The following is a 22,367-nucleotide window of genomic DNA, read 5'->3' on the forward strand; positions in this document are numbered from 1 at the left end:
TGATCAAGGACAAGTCGCTCATCAGCCGAACCTGGAGCAAGGCGGTGCCCCAGTCCGCAGGACGTTTATATATCGCCGGTCAACCAGGACAGCCACATCCGGGCGGCCGGCCGTGGCGTCAAAGGACGCAAGCATTACCGCTGCCATTCCTGCTGGCGAAGGATAGAGGGGCAGCCAAGGGTTTTTCCCAGTCGCCGCCATCGAGGTCGTGGCCGAGCGCCGCCAGCGGTCCGCTGCGAGAGCCATGCCCATCCGCATGTTCTGGAGGCCTGCATGGATGGCAGCCTCCTGACGGCACTCAAGGCCGAGGTCGAGTACGAACTCGCGATATCGCCCGGCGGACAGAGAAGCCGAAGCCGATGGTCCTGACTTTCCGACAGCGCTGGCTTGCCACGCCGACCCAGGTTCCGCTCTCGGCCCTAGCCGGCTCACTCCACCGGCGTGAGGAGCGGCTTGCCGGCGAAGTGGGCCGCCAGATTGTCGACCACGAGTTGGGCCATGGCGTCGCGGGTCTCGCTCGTCGCGCTGCCCACGTGCGGCTGCAGGACGACATTATCGAGGGCGAAGAAGCCCTCGTCGATTTCGGGTTCGTTGAGAAAGACGTCGAGTGCGGCGCCGGCGATCTTGCCTTCCTTCAGGGCCGCCAGCAGCGCCGCCTCGTCGATGACACTGCCACGACCGATATTGACGATATAGCCCTCCGGGCCCAGGGCCTCGATGACCTCGGCGCTGACGATGCCCCGCGTCGCGGGCCCACCCGGGCTCGCGATGATCAGCACGTCGCGGTCGGCCGCCATGTCCTTCAGGTTCTTATAATAGCCATAGGTGACGTCCTTTTGTTGATGCCGGCCATGATAGCCAATCTTCATGCCGACCGCTTCCAGCCGCTTGGCGATGGCCTTGCCGATCCGGCCAAGGCCCAAAATACCGACCGTCAGGCCGGTGGCGCTCTTTGCAAGCGGCATCGAGCCTTCCTTGGCCCATCGCCCTTCGCGGATATAGCGATCGCCCTGCGGCACGCGGCGCAGGATGGAGAGCAGGAGGACGAGCGCCAGATCGGCGACGTCGTTGGTCAAAACGTCGGGCGTATTGGTCAGCTTAATGCCGCGCGCCCTGCAGGCCTCGATGTCCACGCTATCGTAACCGACGCTGGCCAGCGAGACGATCTCGAGCTTGGGCAGCTTCTCCAGGAGTGCCTGGTCGACCTTGGATTCGCCCAGGCCGATGGCGGCACGGATCGAAGGCCCGACCTCGGCCAGTAAGGCCGCCGGATCCGCCGCCTCGTCGTAGCGATGCAAGCGATAGGCCTCTGCCAGCATCGCCATCTGTTTTGGACGGTTGGCCTTCAGAACCAGTACATCGGGCTTGGACATCTCAAATCCTTGGCACATGCGTGACGCTGGGAAACTGCCTAGCGTCTTAATGCTTACGGGAAAAGGCAGCACCTGGATATTGGCGAGCGCGGAAGGCCCCTGGTCACAGGCGCCGCCGGGCGCTTAGTTAACGGTCGTTTCACGTAAATCTACCATTTCGTGGATAGCTGGAGGCTCTGCGGTTGACGGAAGGCTCACTCGACGAATTGGTCACGCTGCCGCTGTCGGCCATTCGTGAAACCGCCGGAGCGCTCGCTTCGCGAATCGTGCGCACGCCCAGCGTCGATTGCCTGGCGCCCGCCATCACGCGGCGCCTAGCCTCCGGTACGCGCTTGAACATGAAGCTCGAACTTTTCCAGCATTCGGGCTCGTTCAAGGCACGCAGCGTGCTGGCCGTCATTCTGAGCCTGACGCCCGAACGCCGCGCCAGGGGGGTTGCTGCCGTCAGCGCCGGCAATCATGCGATCGCCACTGCGTGGGCCGCGCGCAGCCTTGGGGTGAATGCGAGACTCGTGATGTTCAAGACGGCCGATCCTGCGAGGATCGCGCTGGTACGCAGTCTTGGTGGCGAGGTGGTGATCGCCGAGGACGTCGCGGCGGCGTTCGACGAGGCAGCGCGCCTTCAGGCCGAGGAAGGGCGCTATCTCATCCACCCTTTTGCGGGCCGCTTCACGTCACTCGGAGCAGCCACGGTGGCGACCGAGTGGCTGGAGGACGTCAAGGATCTTGATGCCGTGGTGATCTCCATCGGCGGCGGGGGCCTCATCGGCGGCGTGGCTGCTGCCATCAAACAGATCAAGCCCAGCTGCCTCGTCTTTGGTGTCGAGCCCGAGGGAGCAGATTCGATGGCCCGCAGCCTCGCCGCGGGCGCGCCTGTTCGGCTGGACCATGTCGAGACGATCGCGGACAGCCTGGGTGCGCCCTACACGCTGCCCTACAGCTTCGGCCTTTGCGCCCGTTATGTCGACGACGTCGTGCTCGTTCCCGACGCGGCCATGATCGAGGGCATGCGTCTCTACCTCGATGGCTTCAAGCTGATGTGTGAGCCTGCAGGTGCCGCAACCCTGGCAGCCACGCTGGGTCCGCTGCGCGACCGGCTGCAGGGCGCCAGGGTCGGAGTCCTCGTCTGCGGCTCGACGATCGAGCTGTCGAGCTTCCTGCGCCTGATCCGCAGCTGAGCCCGCTTCTCAGGAACCAGGGGTGAAATCGTGCGGGCCGCCCTTGAATGGGCGCCTCCGGCTTGCCAATAACCGGGTGATGGATACCCCGACAGCCTCTCCCGCCGGCGCGGGCGCGGCGGAGGAGACCGCCGCACCGCTCGCAGCCCCGTCCGGCATTGCGCCGCTCAAGGGTGCCGAGCTCATCCGGAGCCTGGTGCCGCGGCTTCCGAATGCGCCCGGCGTCTACCGAATGCAGGACGAGCGGGGTGAGGTCCTCTACGTGGGCAAGGCGAAGTCGCTGAAGCGGCGCGTTCCTGCCTATACCAAGATCGGCGTCCTCAGCGCGCGGCTGCAGCGCATGGTGGCCCTGACGAGGTCCATGGAGTTCGTTACCACCGCCTCGGAGGTGGAGGCCCTCCTCCTTGAGGCCAACCTCATCAAGCGCTACCGACCGACCTTCAACATCGTTCTGCGCGACGATAAGAGCTTTCCTTACATCTATCTGCGCTACGATCACGAATGGCCGATGATCGGCCGCCAGCGTGGCGCCAAGCGCGCGGGCCGCGATTATTTTGGGCCCTTCGCCTCGAGCGGCGCGGTCAACGAGACGCTGAACGCGCTCCTGCGCGCCTTCCCGTTGCGCAGCTGCCCCGACAGCATCTTCAATGTGCGTTCCAGGCCCTGCCTGCAATATCAGATCAAGCGCTGCTCGGCGCCTTGCGTCGGCCGGATCGACAAGGAGAGCTATGCGGGCCTCGTCGTCGAGGTGAAGGAGTTTTTGAATGGCCACACCAAGGACATCCAGGCGCGCCTGCAGGAAGGGATGACGGCCGCGGCGGAGCGCATGGATTACGAGGCGGCCGCTGTCTACCGCGACCGGCTGAAGGCGATCGCGCATGTGAGCTCCAGGCAGGGGATCAACACCGACGCGGTCGACGATGCCGACATCGTGGCCATGCACGCCGAGCACGGCCAAGCCTGCGTTCAGGTCTTCTTTTATCGTGGCGGCCGGAATTACGGCAATCGCGCCTATTATCCGGGCCATACGCGGGATTCGACGGATGCCGAGGTGTTGGCAGCCTTCATGGCACAGTTCTACAGCGATCGGCAGCCAGCCAGGCTCGTCCTCGTCAGCCACGATGTGGCCGAGCAGGAGCTCCTGGCCGAAGCGTTGGCCATTCGCGCCGGACGCAAGGTCGAGATCGCCCAGCCTCGGCGCGGCGACAAGCGCCAACTCGTCGAGGACGCACTCAAGAACGCGCGTGAGGCGTTGGCCCGGCGCATGGCGGATACCAGCGCGCAGGAGGGCCTGCTCGAGGCCTTGGCCGAGCGCATCGGCCTGGAAGCGGCGCCACAGCGGGTCGAGGTTTACGACAATAGCCACATCCAGGGCACCAACGCTATCGGCGCCTTCATCGTCGCCGGGCCCGAGGGTTTCGATCGCAAGAGTTACCGAACCTTCAACATCAAAGGCGGCTTGTCGAGCGAGGCGCTGGCCGAGGCCTCCGAACCGCTTCCCGCAAGCCTGCCGACCTTCCGGGCGGGCGACGACTTCGCCATGATGCGCGAGGTGCTGCGGCGGCGTTTTGGCCGGCTTATCAAGGAAGATCCGGATCGCGAGCGGGCGGGCTGGCCCGATCTCGTGATCATCGATGGCGGCGCGGGCCAACTGGGTGCCGCGCACGAAGCGCTCGATGAATTGGGCGTGCGCGACGTCGCGATCCTTGGCGTCGCCAAGGGGCCGGACCGCAATGCCGGCCGCGAGCGCTTCTTCATGCGCGGCCGCGAGGCGTTCTCGCTGGACCCGCGCGATCCGGTTCTCTACTTTCTCCAACGCCTGCGCGACGAGGCGCATCGGTTTGCTATAACGACCCATCGGGGCCGACGCGCCAAGGCCATCGGGCGGTCCGAGCTCGATGCCGTGCCTGGCATCGGCGCCAAGCGCAAGAAGGCGCTGCTGCAGCATTTCGGCTCGGCACGGGGGGTCAGCCAAGCCGGCTTGCGCGACCTCGAACAGGTACCGGGCATCGACAAGGCTGTCGCCCGCCAGGTCTACGATCATTTTCACGACAGCCGCTGATTATGTTGGACGAGCGCATGCTCTGGAGTTGGCCGAACATCCTGACGATCGTGCGCGTGGGACTGGTGCCCTTGATGGTCGCCTGCTTCTACTTTCCCGGCCCAGAGGCACGGCTCATCGGTTGCGGTATTTTCGTCGCGGCGGCGATCACCGATTATCTGGATGGCTATCTGGCTCGCTACTGGAAGCAGCAATCGGCTTTTGGCCGCTGGCTCGACCCGGTGGCAGACAAGATCCTGGTGGCCGCAGCCGTTATCATGCTGGTCGGATTCGGCGAGGCGCCCCTTTTGCCTGCACTCGTGATCATCGCGCGGGAGATCATGATCTCGGGGCTGCGCGAATACATGGCCGAGGTGAGCGTGGGCCTGCCGGTGAGCCGGCTCGCCAAATGGAAGACCGGCGTGCAGATGGCGGCGATCTGCTGCCTGATCGCTGGCAACGCGGCGCCGCATTGGCTCTACGCGGCCGAGATCGGCTGGTGGGGCCTTTGGGGGGCCGCGCTTTTGACCCTCGTGACCGGCTGGGATTACCTGCAAGCTGGCCTTCGCCACATGCTGGCGGACAAGCTGGACGGCAAGGACAAGGATCCACCTGGACAGCAGCGCACCGCCGAGCGTGTCGCCGCGACGCACGGTTCCTGAAGCAAGGAGGCCGATGCCTTTGCAGATCCGCTATTTCGCCTGGCTCAAGCAACGGACCGGCGTGGCCGCCGAGGAGATCGACCTGCCGGCCGAGATCAAGGATGTGGCCGCCCTCAAAGCATGGCTGGGCCGGCGCCATCCGCGCTTCGCCGAGGCTTGCGCTGCCGGCGGCATCGTTCGCTGTGCGGTCAATCACGACTATGTCGAGGACGACCGTACCTTGCTGCCCGGCGACGAGGTGGCGTTCTTTCCGCCCGTAACGGGGGGCTGATGGCGGTCCGGGTCCAGGAAGCGATATTCGATCCCGGCCGGCTCCTCGCGGACTTCACCAAGGCGCGACAGTCCACCGGCGGTATCGCCAGCTTTCTTGGGCTCGTGCGCGACGCGCATGGCGGCCGGACGGTCCAGGCCCTTACCCTCGAGCATTATCCGGGCATGACGGAGAAGCAACTCCACGCGATCGAGGCGGAGGCGCATCGGCGCTGGCCGTTGCTGGACAGCCTGATCGTCCACCGCGTCGGCCGCATGCTGCCTGGCGAGCCAATCGTCTTCGTCGCCACCGCGTCCACCCATCGACAAGCCGCCCTCGATGCTTGTGCCTTTCTCATCGACTGGCTCAAGACCGACGCCCCGTTCTGGAAATACGAAGAGACCGGCGAAGGCGGTCACTGGGTCGAGGCCAGGGCCAGCGACAAGATGGCTCGCGATCGCTGGCAGTCTTGAGCGAGCGTCCGTCGAGCGCACGCTTGCGGCATTTTAGGCAAATCGGATGGATCTACTTGCCAAGCCGAGGGGCACTTTGCTAGACGGCCATAGCTTGCAATGCAGCATCAGTGCCGATCCCGCTAGACGCGGTTGATTCCCCTCTGACTGGCCCGCACGCCGCTCTGCCTGCCGGGTCAGCGTAATCAACTCACATCTTACCTTCCATCAGATCCCTTTTATCGGAGGACAATCATGGCCGGACGCCGCCTGACCGTGCGCCATGAGCGATTTCCGCTCAAGGAGCCAGCCCCGTTCGCGCGCTCGGCACGCACGCATGCGGAGACCGTGACAGTTGTCATCGAGGCGGATGGACAGGTCGGACGCGGCGAAAGCGTGCCGTGCCGCCGCCGCGGCGAGACCATCGAATCCGTGATGGCGCTCATTCGTGGCCAGAAAGGGACGATCGAGGATGGCGCGTCCCGCCTCGAACTCGACGTCGCCCTGCCGTTCGGCGCGGCGCGCAATGCGCTGGACTGCGCACTCTGGGACCTTGAAGCCAAGCTCGCCGGCCTGCCGGTCTGGGAACTGGCCGGCCTGAACCGACCGGGGCCAGTGGTCACGAGCCACACGATAGCGCCGGGGCCGCCGGCTATCATGGCGGCCGCGGCCGCCGCCGCTGCGGATCGTGCCATCCTCCGGCTCCGTCTTTGTGGCGATGGCGACCTGGAGCGACTGGCGGCAGTACGCGAGGCCGCCCCGCGCTGCCGCCTCGTCGTCGACGCCGAGGAATCCTGGACGCAAGGTCGGCTCGAGCCCTATCTGGCGGCCATGGCCGCCGCCAATGTGGAGTTGGTCGAGCAGCCATTGCCGGTGGGCCAGGACGCGGTGCTGGCAGACATTCTCCATCCCGTGCCGATCGCCGCCGACGAGAGTGTGCAGACAAGCGAGGATCTGGAAGGGCTGACGCGCCGTTACGACGTCGCGACCGTGACGCTCGACAAGGTAGGTGGCCTGACCGAGGCACTGCGCTTTGCCATGAAGGCACGCGACGTCGGGCTGGGCCTTGCCGTGGCCGGGGGCTGCGGCTCCTCGCTCGGGGCAGCGCCGGCCATGCTCGTGGCGCAGCGCGCCAGGTTCGTCGATCTCGACGGCCTCCGGCAATTGGCGCAAGATCGCAGCGTTCCCCTGCGCTTTGAGCATAGCACCCTCTACCCGGCCGCCCGTGAGCTCTGGGGATAGGATGATCGGCTCAGCCAGGATCGCCCGACCGCCTGGAAGCAGGCGGAAACATGCATCCGAGGTTTGACAAGCGCTTCGGATCGGCTATAACCCGCCGACTTCGCGGCCTGCAATTCAGCAGACTGCGCATTCGCCTGTCGCGGATCGATCTCATCGTCTGAGCCGACGATGCGATTGGTGCGTGTGTCTTCGTTGTTTCCGTTGGACCAAGAGCCTCCATAGCCGATGACCAAGCGTATTGAAGCCAAGGGCAAGATCAGCCGCCGTCTGGGCGTGAACCTTTGGGGTCGCGCCAAGGACCCTCTAGCGCGCAAGAACTATGCCCCTGGCATGCATGGCCAGAAGCGCAAGAAGCTCTCTGGCTACGCTCTGCAGCTGATCGCCAAGCAGAAGCTGAAGAGCTACTACGCCAACATGACCGAGCGTCAGTTCCGTCGCACCTACGAGGAGGCTGTCCGCCTCAAGGGTGACACTGGCGAGAACCTGATCGGCCTGCTCGAGCGCCGCCTCGACATGGTCATCTATCGGATGAATTTCGCGCCGACGATCTTCGCCGCACGCCAGTTCGTCAATCATGGTCATGTCAGCGTCAATGGCCGACGGGTCAACATTTCGAGCTATCGCGTTCGTGAGGGCGACGAGATCGAGGTGCGTGAGCGGTCGCGCAACCATCAGGGCCTGCTCGAGACGACGGCGCATCCCGAGCGTGACGTGCCAGAGTACATGACTGTCGATACCAGCGTCTTCAAGGGTCAGTTTGTGCGCGTGCCGAAGATGGCGGACGTGCCCTACCCGGTCCAGATGGAGCCCAATCTGGTCATCGAGTATTATTCGCGCTGACCCTTTGGCGGGTCGCCATCGGCGATCCCAGGGGAGCGGTCAAAAGAGAGCCCGCCAGCAATGGCGGGCTTTTTCTTTTGCTGCCATGCAGGGTTCCTTGGTTCGGCGGCGAATCAGCCAGTGGCAAGGCGACGGTACGCCCCCGTAGCCTCGACGATTTGCTCAAGGCCGCCTTTGGGCGGCCAGAGCCCCTCCGCGTAGTGCTTGGCCCACAGATCACGCCGTTCCTCTGAACTGATAAAGCATCCAGATGCGCGTGAATCGTGGCGCGCCATCAGCGCATAAACGAGGCTTGCGAGATGCTGGTATACGTCTGTGCCGGCAGGGTTGCGGCTTCCCAGCTTGCAAGTGCGGGCGCTGCGGCCCGCCTGGTTTCAACCGGTATGTCCCGAACTCGTAGATGCCGCCACTTGCGCCGATCCTGGTCGGCGGCACGAAAGGGCAGGGTCTGTACGTGGGCCTTCATCTCCAACAACGTTCCGACGTTACCGGCAGTGAAGGGACTGGCCGGCAGCACGGGCCCGTCGCCGCGCAGCTGTCATGTCCTCGGGTATCTCGAAGCGTTGCTAGACGGCGAACGCGGCCCAACGGGTCTAGCTCCATGCGCCAGCTAGCCGAACAGCCTACCTTTGACCTCGCGATCGGCGATCAAGGATCGGGTTGCCTCGGTGGTATCGTTGATCACCGGAACGAAGCGGATAGGGTGGCGAGTTCGTAGCGCATCATCGACCATCGATGGCGGCAGTGTATGCGCACAGGGGTGTCATGCCGACGGGTTCAGGTGCTGGGGACAAGGAGCGGCAGGCTGTGCGGCACGAAGTGACGGCGATCGTCGTCGACCCGGGCCGGGTCCTCAGCCGCACCCTCGAGGTGGAGCATGGCCTGGTTCAAGGCTTCATCGAAACGCTCGTCCTCGTAGATGGCGCTGTGGCCGACCTTCGGGATGGTCGAGGCAAAGACGACGCGCCGCAGGGCCTGCCGCAGAGCTAGACTGCGGGCCGGCGGTACAATCTTGTCGTCACCTGCCATGATCATGGCGACCGGCACATCGGAGCCAGCCAGATGCGTCGCCGTGCGGAAGCGGTGCCGCAGAAGCAAGCCGGTCGGCGCCCAGGGAAAGCGCTGCCTCGCGATGGCTTCCATCGAATCGAACGGCGTCACCAGGAGAGTTCCCGCGACGGGACGCATCGAGGCCAGATAGCCGGCAACGCCCGTACCGATGCTAAAGCCCGCGGTATAGACGGCCTTGGGACGCAACTCTGCCGTGAGCGCTTCGTGGATCGAGAGCGCGTCGGCGAAGAAAGCCCGCTCGCCCGGGCGGCCCGCATTGGGGCCGTAGCCCCGGTAATGGAAAGCCACAAGGTCGAAATCGGCCAGCTTGTGACCAAGAAAGAAGAGGAAATCCTCGGCATTCCAGCCATTGCCGGGAAAAGCGATCATCAAGCCGCGCGACGGTTCGCGGGCGGGTAGATGGTGGCCGTGGATCGTGTAGCCGTCGGCCGTGCGCAGCGCCAAGGGTCGCGCCTCCTTCGGCAACGGATAGGCGGCGATCGCCGCCTCGGCCTTGGGAAAAAGCATCGAATCCTGGAGCCAGTACAAGCCCGCCAGGACGGCGCCATAGGCGACAGCGCCCTTGACCACCAGTCGCATCGTACGTTCCGTCACAGTATCGGTTATGCAAGACTTGAGCATCCTACGGCCGGAAGGCAAGCATGGCTGCCATGCGTGCGCGAGCATGAAAGGGTGCGCGTCAGCGTTCTAGCGGAAGGTTGCCCTCAATGGGGGCCTCAAATTCTCATCCAGCCAAGCGGTGCACTCCTGGACGGTGAGCTGGCGGGTAAGTGGCGTGCGTTGCACGGCATCGCAGCCGATGCCGTGCAAAAACGTCAGTTGTTCGCGCGTGGTGGCACCGTCGGCGACGACACGCAGGCGCATGTCATGCGCCAGATGCAAGAGGCCGCGGGTCAACCTCGTGGCGCGTTCCTCCCTGGTCATGGGATTGGTGAGGACAGCTGAGAGCTTCAGTGTCTGGACAGGGGCTTCCTGGAGCAGGCGCAGCGCTCCGAGCGTGCGACCGAAATCGGTGACGGCAAGGCGCATGCCGGCGCGTCGGAGTTCATGCAGGACGCCGCCGGCCGTCAGCTGTTTCTGCAGCAATCGTTCGTCGATCTCGATTTCGAGCATGGCGCGCGGCAGGCCATGCCGTTGCAGTTGATCCTGGATGGTCGGTGCCAGATCGGGCCAGAGGAGCTGGCGTCGCGAGAGGATCGGCAGGCTCATATGAAAGGGCGTTGGATAGATCTTTTGCCAGGCGCGCGCCTGAAGGCAGATGCGCTCCAGCAGCCAGTTGGTCAGGAGTTCGCCCATGCCGGCCTGCTCGGTCAGGGCATTCAAGCTGCCCGTACCGAAATCGGGGACCGATTCCGGCGTCTGCAGCACGACGCTGATACCGACCCGGTCGGAGGCCAAGGGGGTCTGGGGCTCGAAGCGCAGGGCTATCAGATCCTCGCGCAGCATGGTCGCGAGCGGGCTGTTCGACGACCCGCGCGGCACGCCGAAGGCCTTCTCGATGCTCGCATGGAAACGTGGCTCGCGGGTACGCTCCATCTTGGCGGTGTACATAGCGCCGTCGGCAAGCCGCAGAAGGGTGGCCGCATCGTCGGAAACGACCGGAAACCGGGCAGCGCCCAGGCTGGCGCCGACCCGCACCTCCTGCCCATCGATAACGAAGGGTGCCTCCACTGCCGCGAGCAGTTTCCTTGCCGCGGCTCTGGCGTCGCTTGCGCTTCCCAGCCCCTCGATGACGAAGGCGAACTCGTCATCGCCCGGGCGGGCGATCGTGTCGCCGACACGCAGCCGGGCCTTGAAGCGCTCGCCGATGGCGCGCAATAGCTCGTCACCGGCGGCATGACCCATCTCGTCATTGATCGCCTTGAAGCCGTTCAGGTCCAGCATCATGACGGCGATCTCGCCCCGATGCAGCTTGGCCTGGCCAATGGCATGCGCCAGCCGGTCGTGCAGGAAGGTGCGATTGCCAAGCCCGGTCAGGGGATCGAGATGCGCCATCCGGTCGAGATGGAGCGTGGTGCGCTGGCGGTGCGCCGACATCCGGATCGCCCGCTCTAAGCGCCGCGCATCCAGATCCTCGAGATCGATGACATCAGCGATGCCCAACTGGAGCGCCTCCGCCTCAGCGGCGCTGGCGCCTCGGCGGCTGAGCCCGATGACCGGCAGAATGATCCCCATGCGCTCGATGGCGGCCAGGATAGCGGGCGGCTGCTCGGGGGATTCGGCCGGCCAGTCTAGGATGCAGACGTCGTATTGGTCCTGACCGAGTGCGCGGATAGCCCCTTCCGTGGTCGTGACGATGTCGACCTCGAGCGGCGCGCGCATGTTGGGCTCCTGCAGGCCGCGCCTCGTCCGTAGGCCGATCTCATGCTCGGCTTGCAGGAGTAGAACCCGATGCCCCCGCTGCGCGGCGAGGCGCGCTGTAGCTTCCTGGCGCAAAACCTCGATGAAGCGTGCGCCATTGAGAGGCCACTGGCGCTGCTCACGCTCGCCAAGAACGGCCTTGGGGCCACAAAATCCAAGGTTTTCCAACGTCATAGCGAATTGATACCGAGTCATCAGATATCAACCCTAGATAGACGTATGCGAACTTTTTGCAATGATTAGGTTTAAGGGACCGGTATCAGGCGCGAGGCTCAATTCGTGGGCACGTCGCTCTGAAAGCTTTGCGCCGCGGGAGCCAGGACGGACAGCTTGCCCTGGTCTACCTGGAGAATGGCCAGATTATGCTCCGAGGTGCCATCCGGCTTCAGCCGGAACGGGCTGAGCACGCCGTAGAAGCCCTGGGGATCGGTGATGGCACTGGCGGCAAAGCCGGTGTTGGAGCGGGCCAAAAGAGCGGCCAGGCCCACGGCATCGTAGCTGAGCACCGCCAACTCGTTCGGCTGGTGGCCATAGACGGTGGCGAACCGGTTCATGAAGCTCTGGACGGCGTCGGGCGCCATGCCGGCGATCCAGGCACCCTGCAGCGGCGCTGCCGACAAGATGCTGCTATCCTCCTCGACGCGGCGCGTACCAAGCAATCGAGTGGCGGCGTTCGGTCCGCTCTTGATCTGCGCGGCGACCTGGACCAGCCGCTGACCGCCGTCGGCGATGAGAATCGCGTCGAACGGAACGCCGCTGGTGGCGGCCGTTTGCAGTGCCGCGCTGGCATCGCCATCGGCAGGATAGAGGATGGTCTGGCTGGATGTGCCGGAGGGATCCAGGGTCGCCATGGTACGCCTGAAGGCGGCGGTCGCAAGATTGCCATAGGCGTCGTCGGGAGCGAGGAGCGCCACGCGCTTGGCGCCATTATCGTGCGCGAAGCGGACGATGCGCTCGACCTGCTCTTCCGGGCGGAAGCCCAGGACGAAGAGCCCGGGCCGGGCGACGGTAGCGTCGTTGGAGAAGGTGATGACGTTTATGCCACGCCCGGCCGCGGCCGGGGCGATGTTGCGTGCGGAATTGCCAAAGAGCGGGCCGAGAATGAGACTGGCGCCCTGGTCCAGGGCTGTCTGGGTGGCGCGCAACGCCTGCTCCGGCGAATCGCCGGTGTCCTCCGTCAGCAGTTGAAGGTCGGACTGGGCGTCGAAGAGCGCCATCTGCGCCGCGTCTTGCATGTCCTGGCCGACGGCGGCGGCACGGCCGGTAAGCGGCAGCAGCAGGCCCACCTTGGCGTGGGATTGTGCAGTGGGGACGTCCGCCTGTGCCGTCCGAGCAGCCTGCGGTTGCGGCGCGGCAAGCGGCGTGGTTTCGTCGGCGCGCGTGCAGGCGCCAAGCGCCAGCAGGGTCACGCCCAAGAGGCACATCGTCACACGGGACGGTCGGCGTTCTCGGGTCGCGACTGCAGACGAGGCCAATTGGATACTCCCGAAAGACATTGCCGATCATGAATGCGGAGGCGAACGATGATGATGTCGCCAGTGGCGCGGACCCTAGCGAAGCCCCTTTGCCAAGTAAACGTGGACCGATGGCGCCGGGGCTCTACGTCGTAGCCACGCCGATCGGCAATCTGGGCGACCTCAGCCCGCGTGCCGGCGAACTCCTGCGTAAGGCGGATCTCGTACTCTGCGAGGATACCCGCGTCACCATGCGGCTCATGCAGCATCTCGGGATACGCCGCCGCCTCATGGCATATAATGACCATAATGCCCCTATGGTACGCCCGATTGTCATGGAAAAACTGCGCGCGAGCGAATGCGTGGCCCTGGTGAGCGACGCCGGTACGCCCTGCATCTCGGATCCGGGTTTCAAGCTCGTGCGCGAGGCCGCCGATGCTGGCATCGCCGTGCGCGCCGTGCCCGGCGCCTCGGCCGTTTTGGCGGCGCTGTCGATCGCCGGCCTGCCGACCGACCGCTTCCTCTTCGCGGGCTTCCTGCCGCCCCGGCAGGCGGCGCGTCGCTCGACCCTTACCGGGCTGGCCGCACTGGACGCGACGTTGGTCTTTCTCGAATCTCCTGGCCGGTTGGCCGACATGCTGGCCGATGCCGCGGCAACGCTCGGCCAGCGACAGGCGGCGGTGGCACGCGAACTGACGAAGCTCTTCGAGGAGGTCCGGCGTGGCCCCCTTGAGGAACTGGCTGCCCATTATGCCCACGAGGGTCAGCCCAAGGGCGAGATCACGGTCGTCATTGGGCCGCCTTCGGGCGACGTGGCGACGCCGGCCGACCTCGACCAGCGCTTGCGCGACGCTCTTTTGGAGATGCGGCCGCGCCAGGCGGCGGCGGCCGTCGCCTCGGCGACCGGCCTGCCCGTCAATCGCCTCTATGAGCGCATTCTCGAGCTCCGGCGACTGGACGAGGGCGGATGAGCGGCAGGCGGCGGGCAGCCGAGCGGGCCGGTCGCCTTGCCGAGGCGCTGGCCGCCTGGTCGCTCCGCCTCAAGGCTTACAGCGTCATCGCCCGTCGCCTGCGCACGCCCGCGGGGGAGATCGATCTGATCGCCAGGCGGGGGCGGGTCCTCGTCTTCGTCGAGGTGAAACTGCGCTCTGCCGGCATCGACGGGCTCATGGCGCTGCAGCCCCGGCAGCAGCGCCGCATTCGCAATGCCGCCAGTTGGTACCTAGGTCACCGGCCGGAGCTGGCTGATCTCGACTGCCGTTTCGACCTCGTCATCGTGACGCCCTGGCGGCTGCCGCGTCACGTTCAAGACATCTGGCGCGACTAAGCTGGCGTGCCGGCCTCATGGGGGAAGGGTGGATCGACCCGCCGGGGATCGGCCTCGCCTCGTGTTCTTCGGCTCTTTGCTCTGCGGCTCGCGATCGTCAGCCGACCGGCCCAGCTTCAGCAGCTTGCGGGTGAGGGTAGGCAAGGCAAGGTCTGCCATCGTTGACGGTGGCGCCCAGAAGCAGCCAACCGGTGCGGCCGTATCGGGAGCGAGAAGGGCGACGGCCACCCGGAGATGCAGCGAGAAATGGGTGAAGACATGACGGACGGATTCGGGCAACAGCCGGTAGCTGGCGGCAAGGGGGGCGGCGGCCAGCATGGCGTCAATCGTCGGCTCGTGCGCCTGCGCCTGGTCCCAGTTGCTGGCCGGTAGCTCGACCATGCCGCCCAGCAGGCCCTCGGGTGCTCGCTGGCGAAGGAGGACGGCGCCGTCGGGCCGACGCGAGAGAAAGGCGATCGCGTGGCGCTCCGGGCGGATGCCACGGGCGGATCGCTGTGGAAAATCCACAGGACGCCCGGAGGCCCGGCCTCGGCATGGCACCTGCCAGGGGCAAGTGAGGCAGGAGGGCGTGCGCGGCGTGCAGATCAGCGCGCCCAGTTCCATGAGCGCCTGGGCGAAATCGCCGGCTCGCTCCTGGCGGGCCAGGGCAGCCGCCAGCTCGACGATCATCCGCCTTGCAGGCGGCAGCGGCGAGGCCAGAGCCACCAGACGTGCCAGAACCCGCTCGACATTGCCGTCGACCGGCACTGCGGCGAGCCCGAAGGCGATGGCACCGATGGCGGCCGCGGTATAGGGGCCGAGTCCGGGCAGGGCCTGCAGGGCCTGCAGATCGGCTGGCAGCGTTCCTGCATGGCCGGCGGCGACCTGTCGGGCGCAGGCATGGAGGCCCCGGGCGCGTCGGTAATAGCCGAGGCCCGCCCATTCATGCAGAACGGCCTCCAGGGGGGCCTCGGCCAGCCGGGCCAGGGTGGGGAAACGCTGCATGAAGCGCAAAAAACGCGGCCTCACGGTCGCAACGGTCGTCTGTTGCAGCATGATCTCGCTGACCAGGACGGCGTAGGGATCGGCCGTCAGTCCGGCCTTGGCGCGCCAGGGAAGATCCCGCTTGTGGCGATCATACCAGTCGAGCAGCGTTGCGCGCAGCACGTCCGGCGGCGCCGGCAGGCCGGGTCCTGGGCCGGAACGGCCGATTGTGGCAGAATGGACGGACATGGCGGCTGACCATAGAGGGATCGTGGCGCGAGAGAAGGGGAGCGAGGCGGGAGGCAAGGAAGAAGCGCCGGCAAGGCGGCGCTACGCGACGGCGCGCGTGGGCTCGTTGCTGGGCGGGTTGCTCGCGCCGGCCGCTCGCGCGCATGGCTTTGCCGAGAGCAGTATCCTCTCCGAATGGGGGACGATCGTCGGTCCCACGCTGGCCGCGCGCTGCCAGCCAGTGGCCGTACGCTTCGAGAGGGGACGCCAGCGTACCGCTCGCGAGGCCGGCGGCGGCATTCTCGTCCTGCAGGCTAGCGGGGCGGCCGCCCTGGAGCTGCAGCACGCGGCCTCGCAGATCGTCGAACGGGTCAATCGCTTCTTCGGCTTTCCGGCCATCCGCGGCCTGCGCTTCGTGGCGATGGCGGTGCCCCCGAAACCGATCGTGCTGCGCCGGCCGCCGCGCCGGCTGGATGCCGCCGAGGAGAGCCGGCTCAGCGAAGCCGTCGGCGTCATCGGCAATGCCGAATTGCAGGCTGCCTTGTTGTCGCTCGGTCGGAAGGTGGCCCTACGGCGATCTTGAACGGGTTGCCGATTCTTAAAGGTTTTGTTGCTTGCCCTCAGAGGCTCATGCCTCTACCTCCCCCTCATTCGCCGCTCTGCCGCATGCGAGGATTGATGCTCGTCAACCGCCGTCGACTTTCTTTGACCACCGCCGGTCTGCTCGGAGGCGTCGGCCTCTTCTCGCTCGGCGGCCACGCGGCAACGGCGCAGACCCCGCCCGCTGCCAATCCGCCGGCCACCACTACCCCGCCCGCCGCTGCCACTCCGCCCGCCGCCAAGGTCGAGGATCATCCGCTCGGGCGCGACGACGCGCCGGTCACGGTGATCGAGTATTCCTCGTTGACCTGCCCGCATTGCGCCGAGTTCCAGGACACGACGTTCGATGCGTTCAAGGCCCGCTACATCGACACGGGCAAGGTCAAGTTCATCCAGCGCGATTTTCCACTTGACCGGCTAGCGCTCTCGGCCTCCGTCATCGCTCACTGCGCCGGCGATCGCTATCCGCTCTTTGTCGACGTGATGTTCAAGAACCAGCGCCGCTGGGTGCTGGCCGAGGATCCGCAGGCCGCCTTGAAGCAGCTGGCCATGGCCGGTGGCCTGGACGCGACCCGGATCGACGCCTGCCTCGCCGACCAGGCCCTGACCGATGCCGTCTTGCAGTCGCGGCTGAAGGCGCAATCGGAGTTCAAGGTCGATTCCACGCCGACCTTCATCATCAATGGCAAGGGCTATCCGGGTGCCCGCAGCATCGACGAGTTCGCCAAGATCATCGACCCACTTTTGGGTTGAGGCGCGCGCCCTATACCTCGCGCGAGCGTGATGGTAACGATCCAGTCGCCCAAAGGTAGTCGCGGCTGGAAGCATTGGACGTCAGGCATCTTCGCATCAGCGGTTTCAAGTCCTTCTCCGATCCCGTTGACCTGGCGATCGAGCCCGGCCTGACGGGAATCGTCGGGCCCAATGGCTGCGGCAAGTCGAATGTCGTTGACGCGCTCCGTTGGGTCATGGGGGAGAGTTCGGCCAGGGGCTTGCGCGGTTCCGGCATGGACGATGTCATCTTCAACGGCTCCGCCTTTCGCCCCGCCTTCGACTTCGCCGAGGTCGCGCTCAAGCTCCAGGGGCCGATCGCGTCTCTGACGGGCTTCGAGCAGATCGAGGATATCGAGATCGTTCGCCGCATTGGCCGGGGTGTCGGTTCCAGCTATCGGCTTAACGGGCGCGAGATTAGGGCGCGCGACGTGCAGATGCTCTTCGCCGACGCCTCGGCCGGTGCGCGCAGTGCCGCCATTGTCGGCCAGGGGCAGATCGGCCTTATCGTCGAGGCCAGGCCGGACGAGCGGCGGCGTCTGCTCGAAGACGCAGCCGGCATAGGCGGCCTGCATGCACGGCGGCGTGAAGCGGAATTGCGCCTCGCCACGACGGAGGCCAATCTCGGCCGCTTGGCCGATCTCTTGACGACCAGGCGCCAGCGCCTGGGCGAGCTCGAGCGGCAGGCCTCCCAGGCGCTCCGTTATCGCCGCCTCTCGGCGCGACTGCGCGCGTTGGAGCGGCGTCTGGCCGAAGTTCGACTGACCGATCTGGTCGCCACGATCCAGCGTCTGCAGGGCCAGGCCTACGGTCTGCGCGTCGAGCTGGCGGAGGCCACTCGCGCGGCAACAGAAGCCCGAAGCGCGCGCGACCAGGCCCAGCGCCGCCAGGCTCTTGCGCGCGACCGGCTGACCGCCGCCACCGCGCTTGCGGCCCAGTTGGGCGAACGGGCGGCGGCGCAAATGGCGGCCCTGGCGGCGGCGGCGGCGGATCGCGAGGCTCTCCGCCAGGAACTGGCGGCGGCCGAGGCCGAGGCCCGAGCGGAGGGGCAAAGCGTTCCGGAGATCGACGCCCGCCGAAATGCTGCAGTCGAGCTGCTTTTGGACCTTCGTCGTGCGCTGAAACAGGTAAGCCTGGCCCGTGCTGCGGACGAGGACGAACTCCCGCGCCTGGCAACCCGCCGCGACGAGGCGGAGGCAGCCTTGGCGGAGGCGCGTCAGCGGCTTGCTGGGGCCGAGGCGGCCTTCAAGACGGCAGGTCTCGACTGCCAGCGCCTGCACGACGCGACAGCCGGTCTCAAGGCCGCGTTGGAGGCGCTGCCGGCCGAGCTGGATGCAACTCCGCTCGATCGCCTGCGCGACGAAATCGCCGCGTTTCGCCAGGCTCTCGAATCCGGCGGCGCGCGACGGCAAAGCTTGGCGGCGGCTGTCGCGGCGGCCGAGGCAAGCTTGCCCGGCCTACGACAGGCCCAGGCCGAGGCGGCGCTGGCGGCCGGCGAGGCGCGCGAGGCGGCGCTCCGCCACGAGGCCAAACGTGGCGAGGCCGTTGCCCGGCATGAGGCCACCGTGGCCCGCCGGCAGGGCTTGGAGCGCGATCTTGCGCGCCTGGAGCAGCGGCGCGTCGCCCTGGAGCAGCGTCTGGAGGCCGTCGATCGTCAGCTCGCAGGCTTCGACCTTCCAGCGGCGGCGGAGGTGTTCGCCCTGGCGCGAGCCCGGCGCGCGACGGCCGAGGCCGAGCGCGCGCGTTTGGCCCGGGAGCGCGAGGAGGCCGAGCGCGACATGGAGGTTCGCCAGAGGGCTGCGTCGGATGCTGCGGCACAGCTGGCCCGGTTGGAGGCCGAACGGGCCAGCCTGGAAGCGCTGGTGCCCGAGATGCCGGGGCAGCCCATGATCGACCGACTGGTGCTGGATGAAGGCTTGGGCGCCGCCCTGGCGGCTGCATTGGGTGACGATCTGCTGGCCGATGCGGATGGACAGGCGCCTACGCATTGGCGCTCGCTGCCGGCCTCTATGGAGATGGGACCAAGTCTGCCAACTGAGGCCGTGGCGATGGACGGGCTGGTGAGTGGCGGGGCGGCCCTGCAGGCACGGCTTTGCCAGGTGGGGCTGATCGAGCGATCGCGGGGCCCGGCGTTGCAGGAACGGCTCCGGCAGGGACAGCGGTTGGTCAGCCGCGAGGGCGATCTTTGGCGTTGGGATGGTTTCGTCCGGCTCGCGAGCTCGGGCGAGGCGGCGGCGCGGCTAACGCAGCGTCGTCGCCTGGCGGCGGTGCGGCGGGAGATCGAGCCCAAGGCGGCGGCGCGGGCGGCGACGGCGGCGGACGTCCAGTCGATGGCGGTAACGCTTGGTCAGCTGCGGGAGGCGGCGGATGCCGCTGACAAGGAAGCTCGCGAGGCCGAACGGGTTGAGACGCAAGCAGGACATGAAGAGGAGAAGTGTCGGGCAGCGGCAGCGGCGGCCATGGCCGAGCAACAGCGGCTGAGGCGCGATCTGGCGACCCTTCTGGAGGAGAGCCAGGAGCCGGCACGCGATCTGGCGGCGCTGCAGGCCGCCGGCCTCGGCGAGGACGAGACTCGTCGTCTTGCCGAGGAAGGCGAGGTGCTGGAGGGCCGGGCCACGGCGTTGCGCGAGGCGGCGGCGACGGCGCACCAAGCGGTGGTCGAGCAGGAGGCTGTCTGGCGGCGCCTGCAAAGGGAACTCGAGGACCAGGATCGACTCCTGGCCATGGATCGATCAGGGTTGGAGGCGGCGGCACTCAAGGAAGCCGGCCAGGCGGCCGAGCTGGCGGCTAACTCGGCTGCGCTGCGGGCAGAGAGGCAGCGACTGGAGGCCGAATTAGCGGCCGCGGACGAGGCCGGCCGGTCGGCCGCACGGCTACTGGAGTCGGCCGGCGCCGCGCGTGCCGCGGCGCTGGCGGAGGTGGAGGCGCTGGGAGCGGCTGCTTTAGCGGCATCGGAAGCGCATGCTGCGTGCCGGACGAGGCTGGAGGTCGTGCTGCGCGGCCTCGCCCGCGACGAGGAACGGGCACGTGCCCTGGAGCAGGAGGAAGCGCGCCTCTGCCAGGATATCGAGGCGGCCAGGCGTCGCGCGCAGGCCGCGGCGGCGCGGGTCGAGGGATTGAGCCTGCGATTGGTCGCCCTGGGACCGGAAGCCATGGGCGAGCCGCCGATCCAGGCCGAGCATCGGGCGGCGGAGGCGGAGGTCACCGCCGTCGGCGCCGAGGTGGCGGCGATCGAACGAGACCTTGCCGAGGCGGAGCGGCAGCAGCGTGCGAGCGAAACCCTGATTGCCGAACGGCGCGAGAGGCTGGCCATTCTCGAGGCGGAGCTGGCGCGCGAGAGTGGCAGGCGGGAAGCCGCCGAATCCCAGCGGGCAGAGGCGCTGGCCGCTGCGCAGCCGAGCGACGAGGACCAACTGGAGGGCGATGACGCCGAACAAGGCGAGGCGGAACTGGCAAGGCGGCTCGATCGGCTGCGCACCTCTCGCGACCGCCTGGGCGCCGTCAATCTGCGTGCGGCCGTCGAACTTGAGGAAATGCAGGCGGCGCTGGAGGGCAGCGAGCGCGAGGTCGCCGAGGTAGAGGGCGCCGTCGACCGGCTGCGGCGTGCGATCACCACCTTGAACGGCGAGGCAAGGGCGCGGCTACTCAAGGCATTCGGCACGGTCGAAGGGCATTTCCAGCGACTCTTCCATCAGCTTTTTGGAGGCGGCAAGGCAAGCTTGCGCCTCACCAATCTCGACGATCCGCTGAATGCCGGCCTGGAACTCGACGCCATGCCGCCCGGCAAGCGTTTGACCCATGTCTCGCTGCTCTCGGGTGGTGAGAAGAGCATGACCGGCCTGGCCCTGGTCTTTGCCTTCTTCCTGGCCACACCTTCTCCCTTATGCGTGCTGGACGAGGTGGATGCACCGCTGGACGATGCCAATGTCGATCGCTTCGTCCTGTTGACCGAGGCCATCGCCAAGGAGACCGGCACCCGTTTCCTTTGCGTCACGCATCACCCTTTGACGATGGCCCGCATGCATCGCCTCTATGGCGTGACGATGGTGGAGCGCGGTGTTTCGCGGCTGGTCTCCGTTGCCCTGGACGAAGCGGTCGAACTGCGCCAGTCAGCCGCCTGAGTCACCCTCATCGATCCGCCCACCTCGCGGCCGCCCCGATGTCGGACCCGGCCTGCGCCTTTCGCGCTGCCTTGGGGCTCAGGCGGCAAGGTCGGTGCCGGCGCCGTTGGAAGCCGGCTGCGCACGGGCCGACTGCCATTGCCGGTAGCGGCCGAGCACGCTCTCGACCACGCTGTTGACGCGGCTGGTCGACGACAACGCGCTGGAGGCCACGGCGGTCGCACCCTTGTCGCCATCGCCGGTCAACTGGCCGAATGCCTGGTCCCCCGAATCGCTGGTCGATGATTTCGACCACCAGTTCTTGAGGAGATTGCCCGCCAACTGGGCCATTGTCAGTTGCATGGCCTGGGCGGTGTCGCCTTTGTCGCGGCCGAGTTCGTCGCTGCTGAGCTTCCCGTCCCGGTTGGTATCCTGCGCGTCGAAGGTGTTCTTAGTGGCAGAATTTGCCTTGTCGGCAGATTTTGCCGCGTAATTCTTGCCGGTCAGCGCCTTCGCGACCTCGTTCAAGTCGAGCGCATTGTCGCCGTTCGTATCCAGATCACTGAGGCTGCTTGCCTTGACCTGATAGAGCTGCACAAGGCTGGCCCCCTTCGTCGTACCGATCTCCATCGTCTTCTCAATCCCTATCCGTTCTGGTCACCCTTCGCATCGTCGAAGTGGACCAATCGCTTTCGCGTCTTGGTTGCACAAACCGTGCCGCTCCCATCGGCAGTCTGATGGCGCCATGGGCATAGCTATGCAGCAAGCGAAGAGCGAGGCGGCGAAAGCGTGCATCGACTCCAGGGGCTGGAATGGGTCAAAGCAATGGTGAGATCATTCCTTCACAATGTTAATCCGAGTGGTCAGGCACGAGGTTTGCGATGCCCGTTATCCATCTGATTCACGGCTATTTGGGCGTCGGCAAGACGACGCTGGCGCGCCGCCTGGAGCGTGATTGTCCGGCCATGCGCTTTACGCATGACGAATGGATGATCCGTCTTTGCGGCGACGACCCGCCGGAGAGCCAGTTCAAGCAGATGTACCCGCGCGTGCTCAGCCTGATTACCGACCAGTGGCATCGGTGCATCGAGCTCGGGCAGGACGTGGTCCTGGACAGCGGTTATTGGTCGAGGGCCGAGCGCGACGAGATCCGCGCCCAGGCGGCCGAGCTTGGCGCTGAAATTCGCCTCTACGACGTGCGATGTCCGGATGACGAGGCCTGGGCGCGGCTGGACCGGCGCAACGCGCACGGGCCGGGCGAGCTTCTCGTGACCCGTTCGACGTTCGAAACTCTGCGCGCCAATTTCGAGCCGCTGGCCGAGGACGAGGAACGGGTCATTGTCGAAAACGCCGCCTGATCGGCAAGGCCGTAGGCATGATACTCGATTCGCTTTGCAAGGTGCGGTCAAGAGGGCGCCTTTAAGGTCATCGCAAAATCGGATGTGACGCGGGCG

At 66.5% G+C, this 22,367-nt stretch carries 19 protein-coding genes; 13 read left to right on the top strand and 6 right to left on the bottom strand.

The annotated features are described in order from the left end of the window. Positions 1 to 428: 428 nt before the first annotated feature. Positions 429 to 1,373, bottom strand: coding sequence for a 2-hydroxyacid dehydrogenase (locus CFB17_RS11785; RefSeq protein WP_088561745.1), 945 nt, complete (start codon positions 1,371 to 1,373; stop codon positions 429 to 431). A gap of 182 nt (positions 1,374 to 1,555) precedes the next feature. Between CFB17_RS11785 and CFB17_RS11790 the strand changes: the two genes are divergently transcribed. The 7 genes from CFB17_RS11790 (at position 1,556) to rpsD (ending at position 8,038) form a co-directional block, all read left to right on the top strand. Further along, positions 1,556 to 2,551 carry a threonine ammonia-lyase gene (locus CFB17_RS11790; RefSeq protein WP_088561746.1) on the top strand — a complete coding sequence of 332 codons (996 nt, stop codon included), beginning with the start codon at positions 1,556 to 1,558 and terminating at the stop codon, positions 2,549 to 2,551. A gap of 43 nt (positions 2,552 to 2,594) precedes the next feature. Next, positions 2,595 to 4,613: an excinuclease ABC subunit UvrC gene (uvrC, locus tag CFB17_RS11795; RefSeq protein ID WP_322112137.1), complete on the top strand. Its 2,019-nt coding sequence runs from the start codon at positions 2,595 to 2,597 to the stop codon at positions 4,611 to 4,613. 17 nt (positions 4,614 to 4,630) lie between these two features. Beyond that, a complete protein-coding gene (pgsA, locus tag CFB17_RS11800) occupies positions 4,631 to 5,254 on the top strand; it encodes a CDP-diacylglycerol--glycerol-3-phosphate 3-phosphatidyltransferase (protein ID WP_088561800.1) in 624 nt (207 codons plus the stop codon). Between the two features lie 13 nt (positions 5,255 to 5,267). Next, a complete protein-coding gene (gene moaD, locus CFB17_RS11805) occupies positions 5,268 to 5,525 on the top strand; it encodes a molybdopterin converting factor subunit 1 (protein WP_243389860.1) in 258 nt (85 codons plus the stop codon). Beyond that, complete coding sequence (locus CFB17_RS11810) at positions 5,525 to 5,977, top strand: molybdenum cofactor biosynthesis protein MoaE (protein WP_088561748.1); 453 nt, start codon at positions 5,525 to 5,527, stop codon at positions 5,975 to 5,977. The genes moaD and CFB17_RS11810 overlap by 1 nt, the downstream gene beginning before the upstream one ends. A gap of 234 nt (positions 5,978 to 6,211) precedes the next feature. Then, the gene (locus tag CFB17_RS11815; RefSeq protein WP_088561749.1) at positions 6,212 to 7,198 is read left to right on the top strand and encodes a dipeptide epimerase; all 987 of its coding nucleotides are present in this window, start codon (positions 6,212 to 6,214) and stop codon (positions 7,196 to 7,198) included. Positions 7,199 to 7,423: 225 nt separating this feature from the next. Beyond that, positions 7,424 to 8,038 carry a 30S ribosomal protein S4 gene (gene rpsD, locus CFB17_RS11820; protein WP_088561750.1) on the top strand — a complete coding sequence of 205 codons (615 nt, stop codon included), beginning with the start codon at positions 7,424 to 7,426 and terminating at the stop codon, positions 8,036 to 8,038. Positions 8,039 to 8,815: 777 nt separating this feature from the next. Here rpsD and CFB17_RS11825 read toward each other — a convergent pair. The 3 genes from CFB17_RS11825 to CFB17_RS11835 all read right to left on the bottom strand — a co-directional run bounded on the left by CFB17_RS11825 (position 8,816) and on the right by CFB17_RS11835 (position 12,879). Beyond that, complete coding sequence (locus CFB17_RS11825; protein WP_088561751.1) at positions 8,816 to 9,688, bottom strand: alpha/beta hydrolase; 873 nt, start codon at positions 9,686 to 9,688, stop codon at positions 8,816 to 8,818. A gap of 108 nt (positions 9,689 to 9,796) precedes the next feature. Next, a complete protein-coding gene (locus CFB17_RS11830; RefSeq protein WP_165769581.1) occupies positions 9,797 to 11,644 on the bottom strand; it encodes a diguanylate cyclase domain-containing protein in 1,848 nt (615 codons plus the stop codon). Between the two features lie 98 nt (positions 11,645 to 11,742). Next, a complete protein-coding gene (locus CFB17_RS11835) occupies positions 11,743 to 12,879 on the bottom strand; it encodes a penicillin-binding protein activator (RefSeq protein WP_243389863.1) in 1,137 nt (378 codons plus the stop codon). A 176-nt stretch (positions 12,880 to 13,055) separates the two neighbouring features. Here CFB17_RS11835 and rsmI point away from each other — a divergent pair, with 176 nt between their 5' ends. Together rsmI and CFB17_RS11845 are read left to right on the top strand one after the other, a co-directional pair. Beyond that, a complete protein-coding gene (rsmI, locus tag CFB17_RS11840; protein WP_207762034.1) occupies positions 13,056 to 13,895 on the top strand; it encodes a 16S rRNA (cytidine(1402)-2'-O)-methyltransferase in 840 nt (279 codons plus the stop codon). Next, entirely contained in the window at positions 13,892 to 14,251 is a 360-nt protein-coding gene (locus CFB17_RS11845; RefSeq protein WP_088561754.1) for a YraN family protein, read from the top strand. The genes rsmI and CFB17_RS11845 overlap by 4 nt, the downstream gene beginning before the upstream one ends. A gap of 15 nt (positions 14,252 to 14,266) precedes the next feature. Here the strand turns inward: CFB17_RS11845 and CFB17_RS11850 are convergent, their stop codons facing one another. Continuing rightward, positions 14,267 to 15,463, bottom strand: a complete 1,197-nt coding sequence (locus CFB17_RS11850; protein ID WP_088561755.1) for an A/G-specific adenine glycosylase — start codon at positions 15,461 to 15,463, stop codon at positions 14,267 to 14,269. Positions 15,464 to 15,485: 22 nt separating this feature from the next. On the opposite strand from CFB17_RS11850, the gene CFB17_RS11855 reads away from it, so the two are divergent. The 3 genes from CFB17_RS11855 (at position 15,486) to CFB17_RS11865 (ending at position 20,934) form a co-directional block, all read left to right on the top strand. Beyond that, a complete protein-coding gene (locus CFB17_RS11855) occupies positions 15,486 to 16,025 on the top strand; it encodes a DUF721 domain-containing protein (protein WP_165769583.1) in 540 nt (179 codons plus the stop codon). 95 nt (positions 16,026 to 16,120) lie between these two features. Beyond that, positions 16,121 to 16,795, top strand: coding sequence for a DsbA family protein (locus tag CFB17_RS11860; protein WP_165769584.1), 675 nt, complete (start codon positions 16,121 to 16,123; stop codon positions 16,793 to 16,795). Positions 16,796 to 16,869: 74 nt separating this feature from the next. Beyond that, positions 16,870 to 20,934, top strand: coding sequence for an AAA family ATPase (locus CFB17_RS11865; protein ID WP_165769585.1), 4,065 nt, complete (start codon positions 16,870 to 16,872; stop codon positions 20,932 to 20,934). A 78-nt stretch (positions 20,935 to 21,012) separates the two neighbouring features. Here the strand turns inward: CFB17_RS11865 and CFB17_RS11870 are convergent, their stop codons facing one another. After that, positions 21,013 to 21,543, bottom strand: coding sequence for an EF-hand domain-containing protein (locus tag CFB17_RS11870; protein ID WP_088561759.1), 531 nt, complete (start codon positions 21,541 to 21,543; stop codon positions 21,013 to 21,015). Positions 21,544 to 21,794: 251 nt separating this feature from the next. Here CFB17_RS11870 and CFB17_RS11875 point away from each other — a divergent pair, with 251 nt between their 5' ends. Then, entirely contained in the window at positions 21,795 to 22,271 is a 477-nt protein-coding gene (locus tag CFB17_RS11875; protein ID WP_088561760.1) for an AAA family ATPase, read from the top strand. Positions 22,272 to 22,367 lie beyond the last annotated feature (96 nt).

This window comes from Arboricoccus pini, from assembly GCF_900187945.1.
Classification (GTDB): Bacteria; Pseudomonadota; Alphaproteobacteria; order Geminicoccales; family Geminicoccaceae; genus Arboricoccus; species Arboricoccus pini.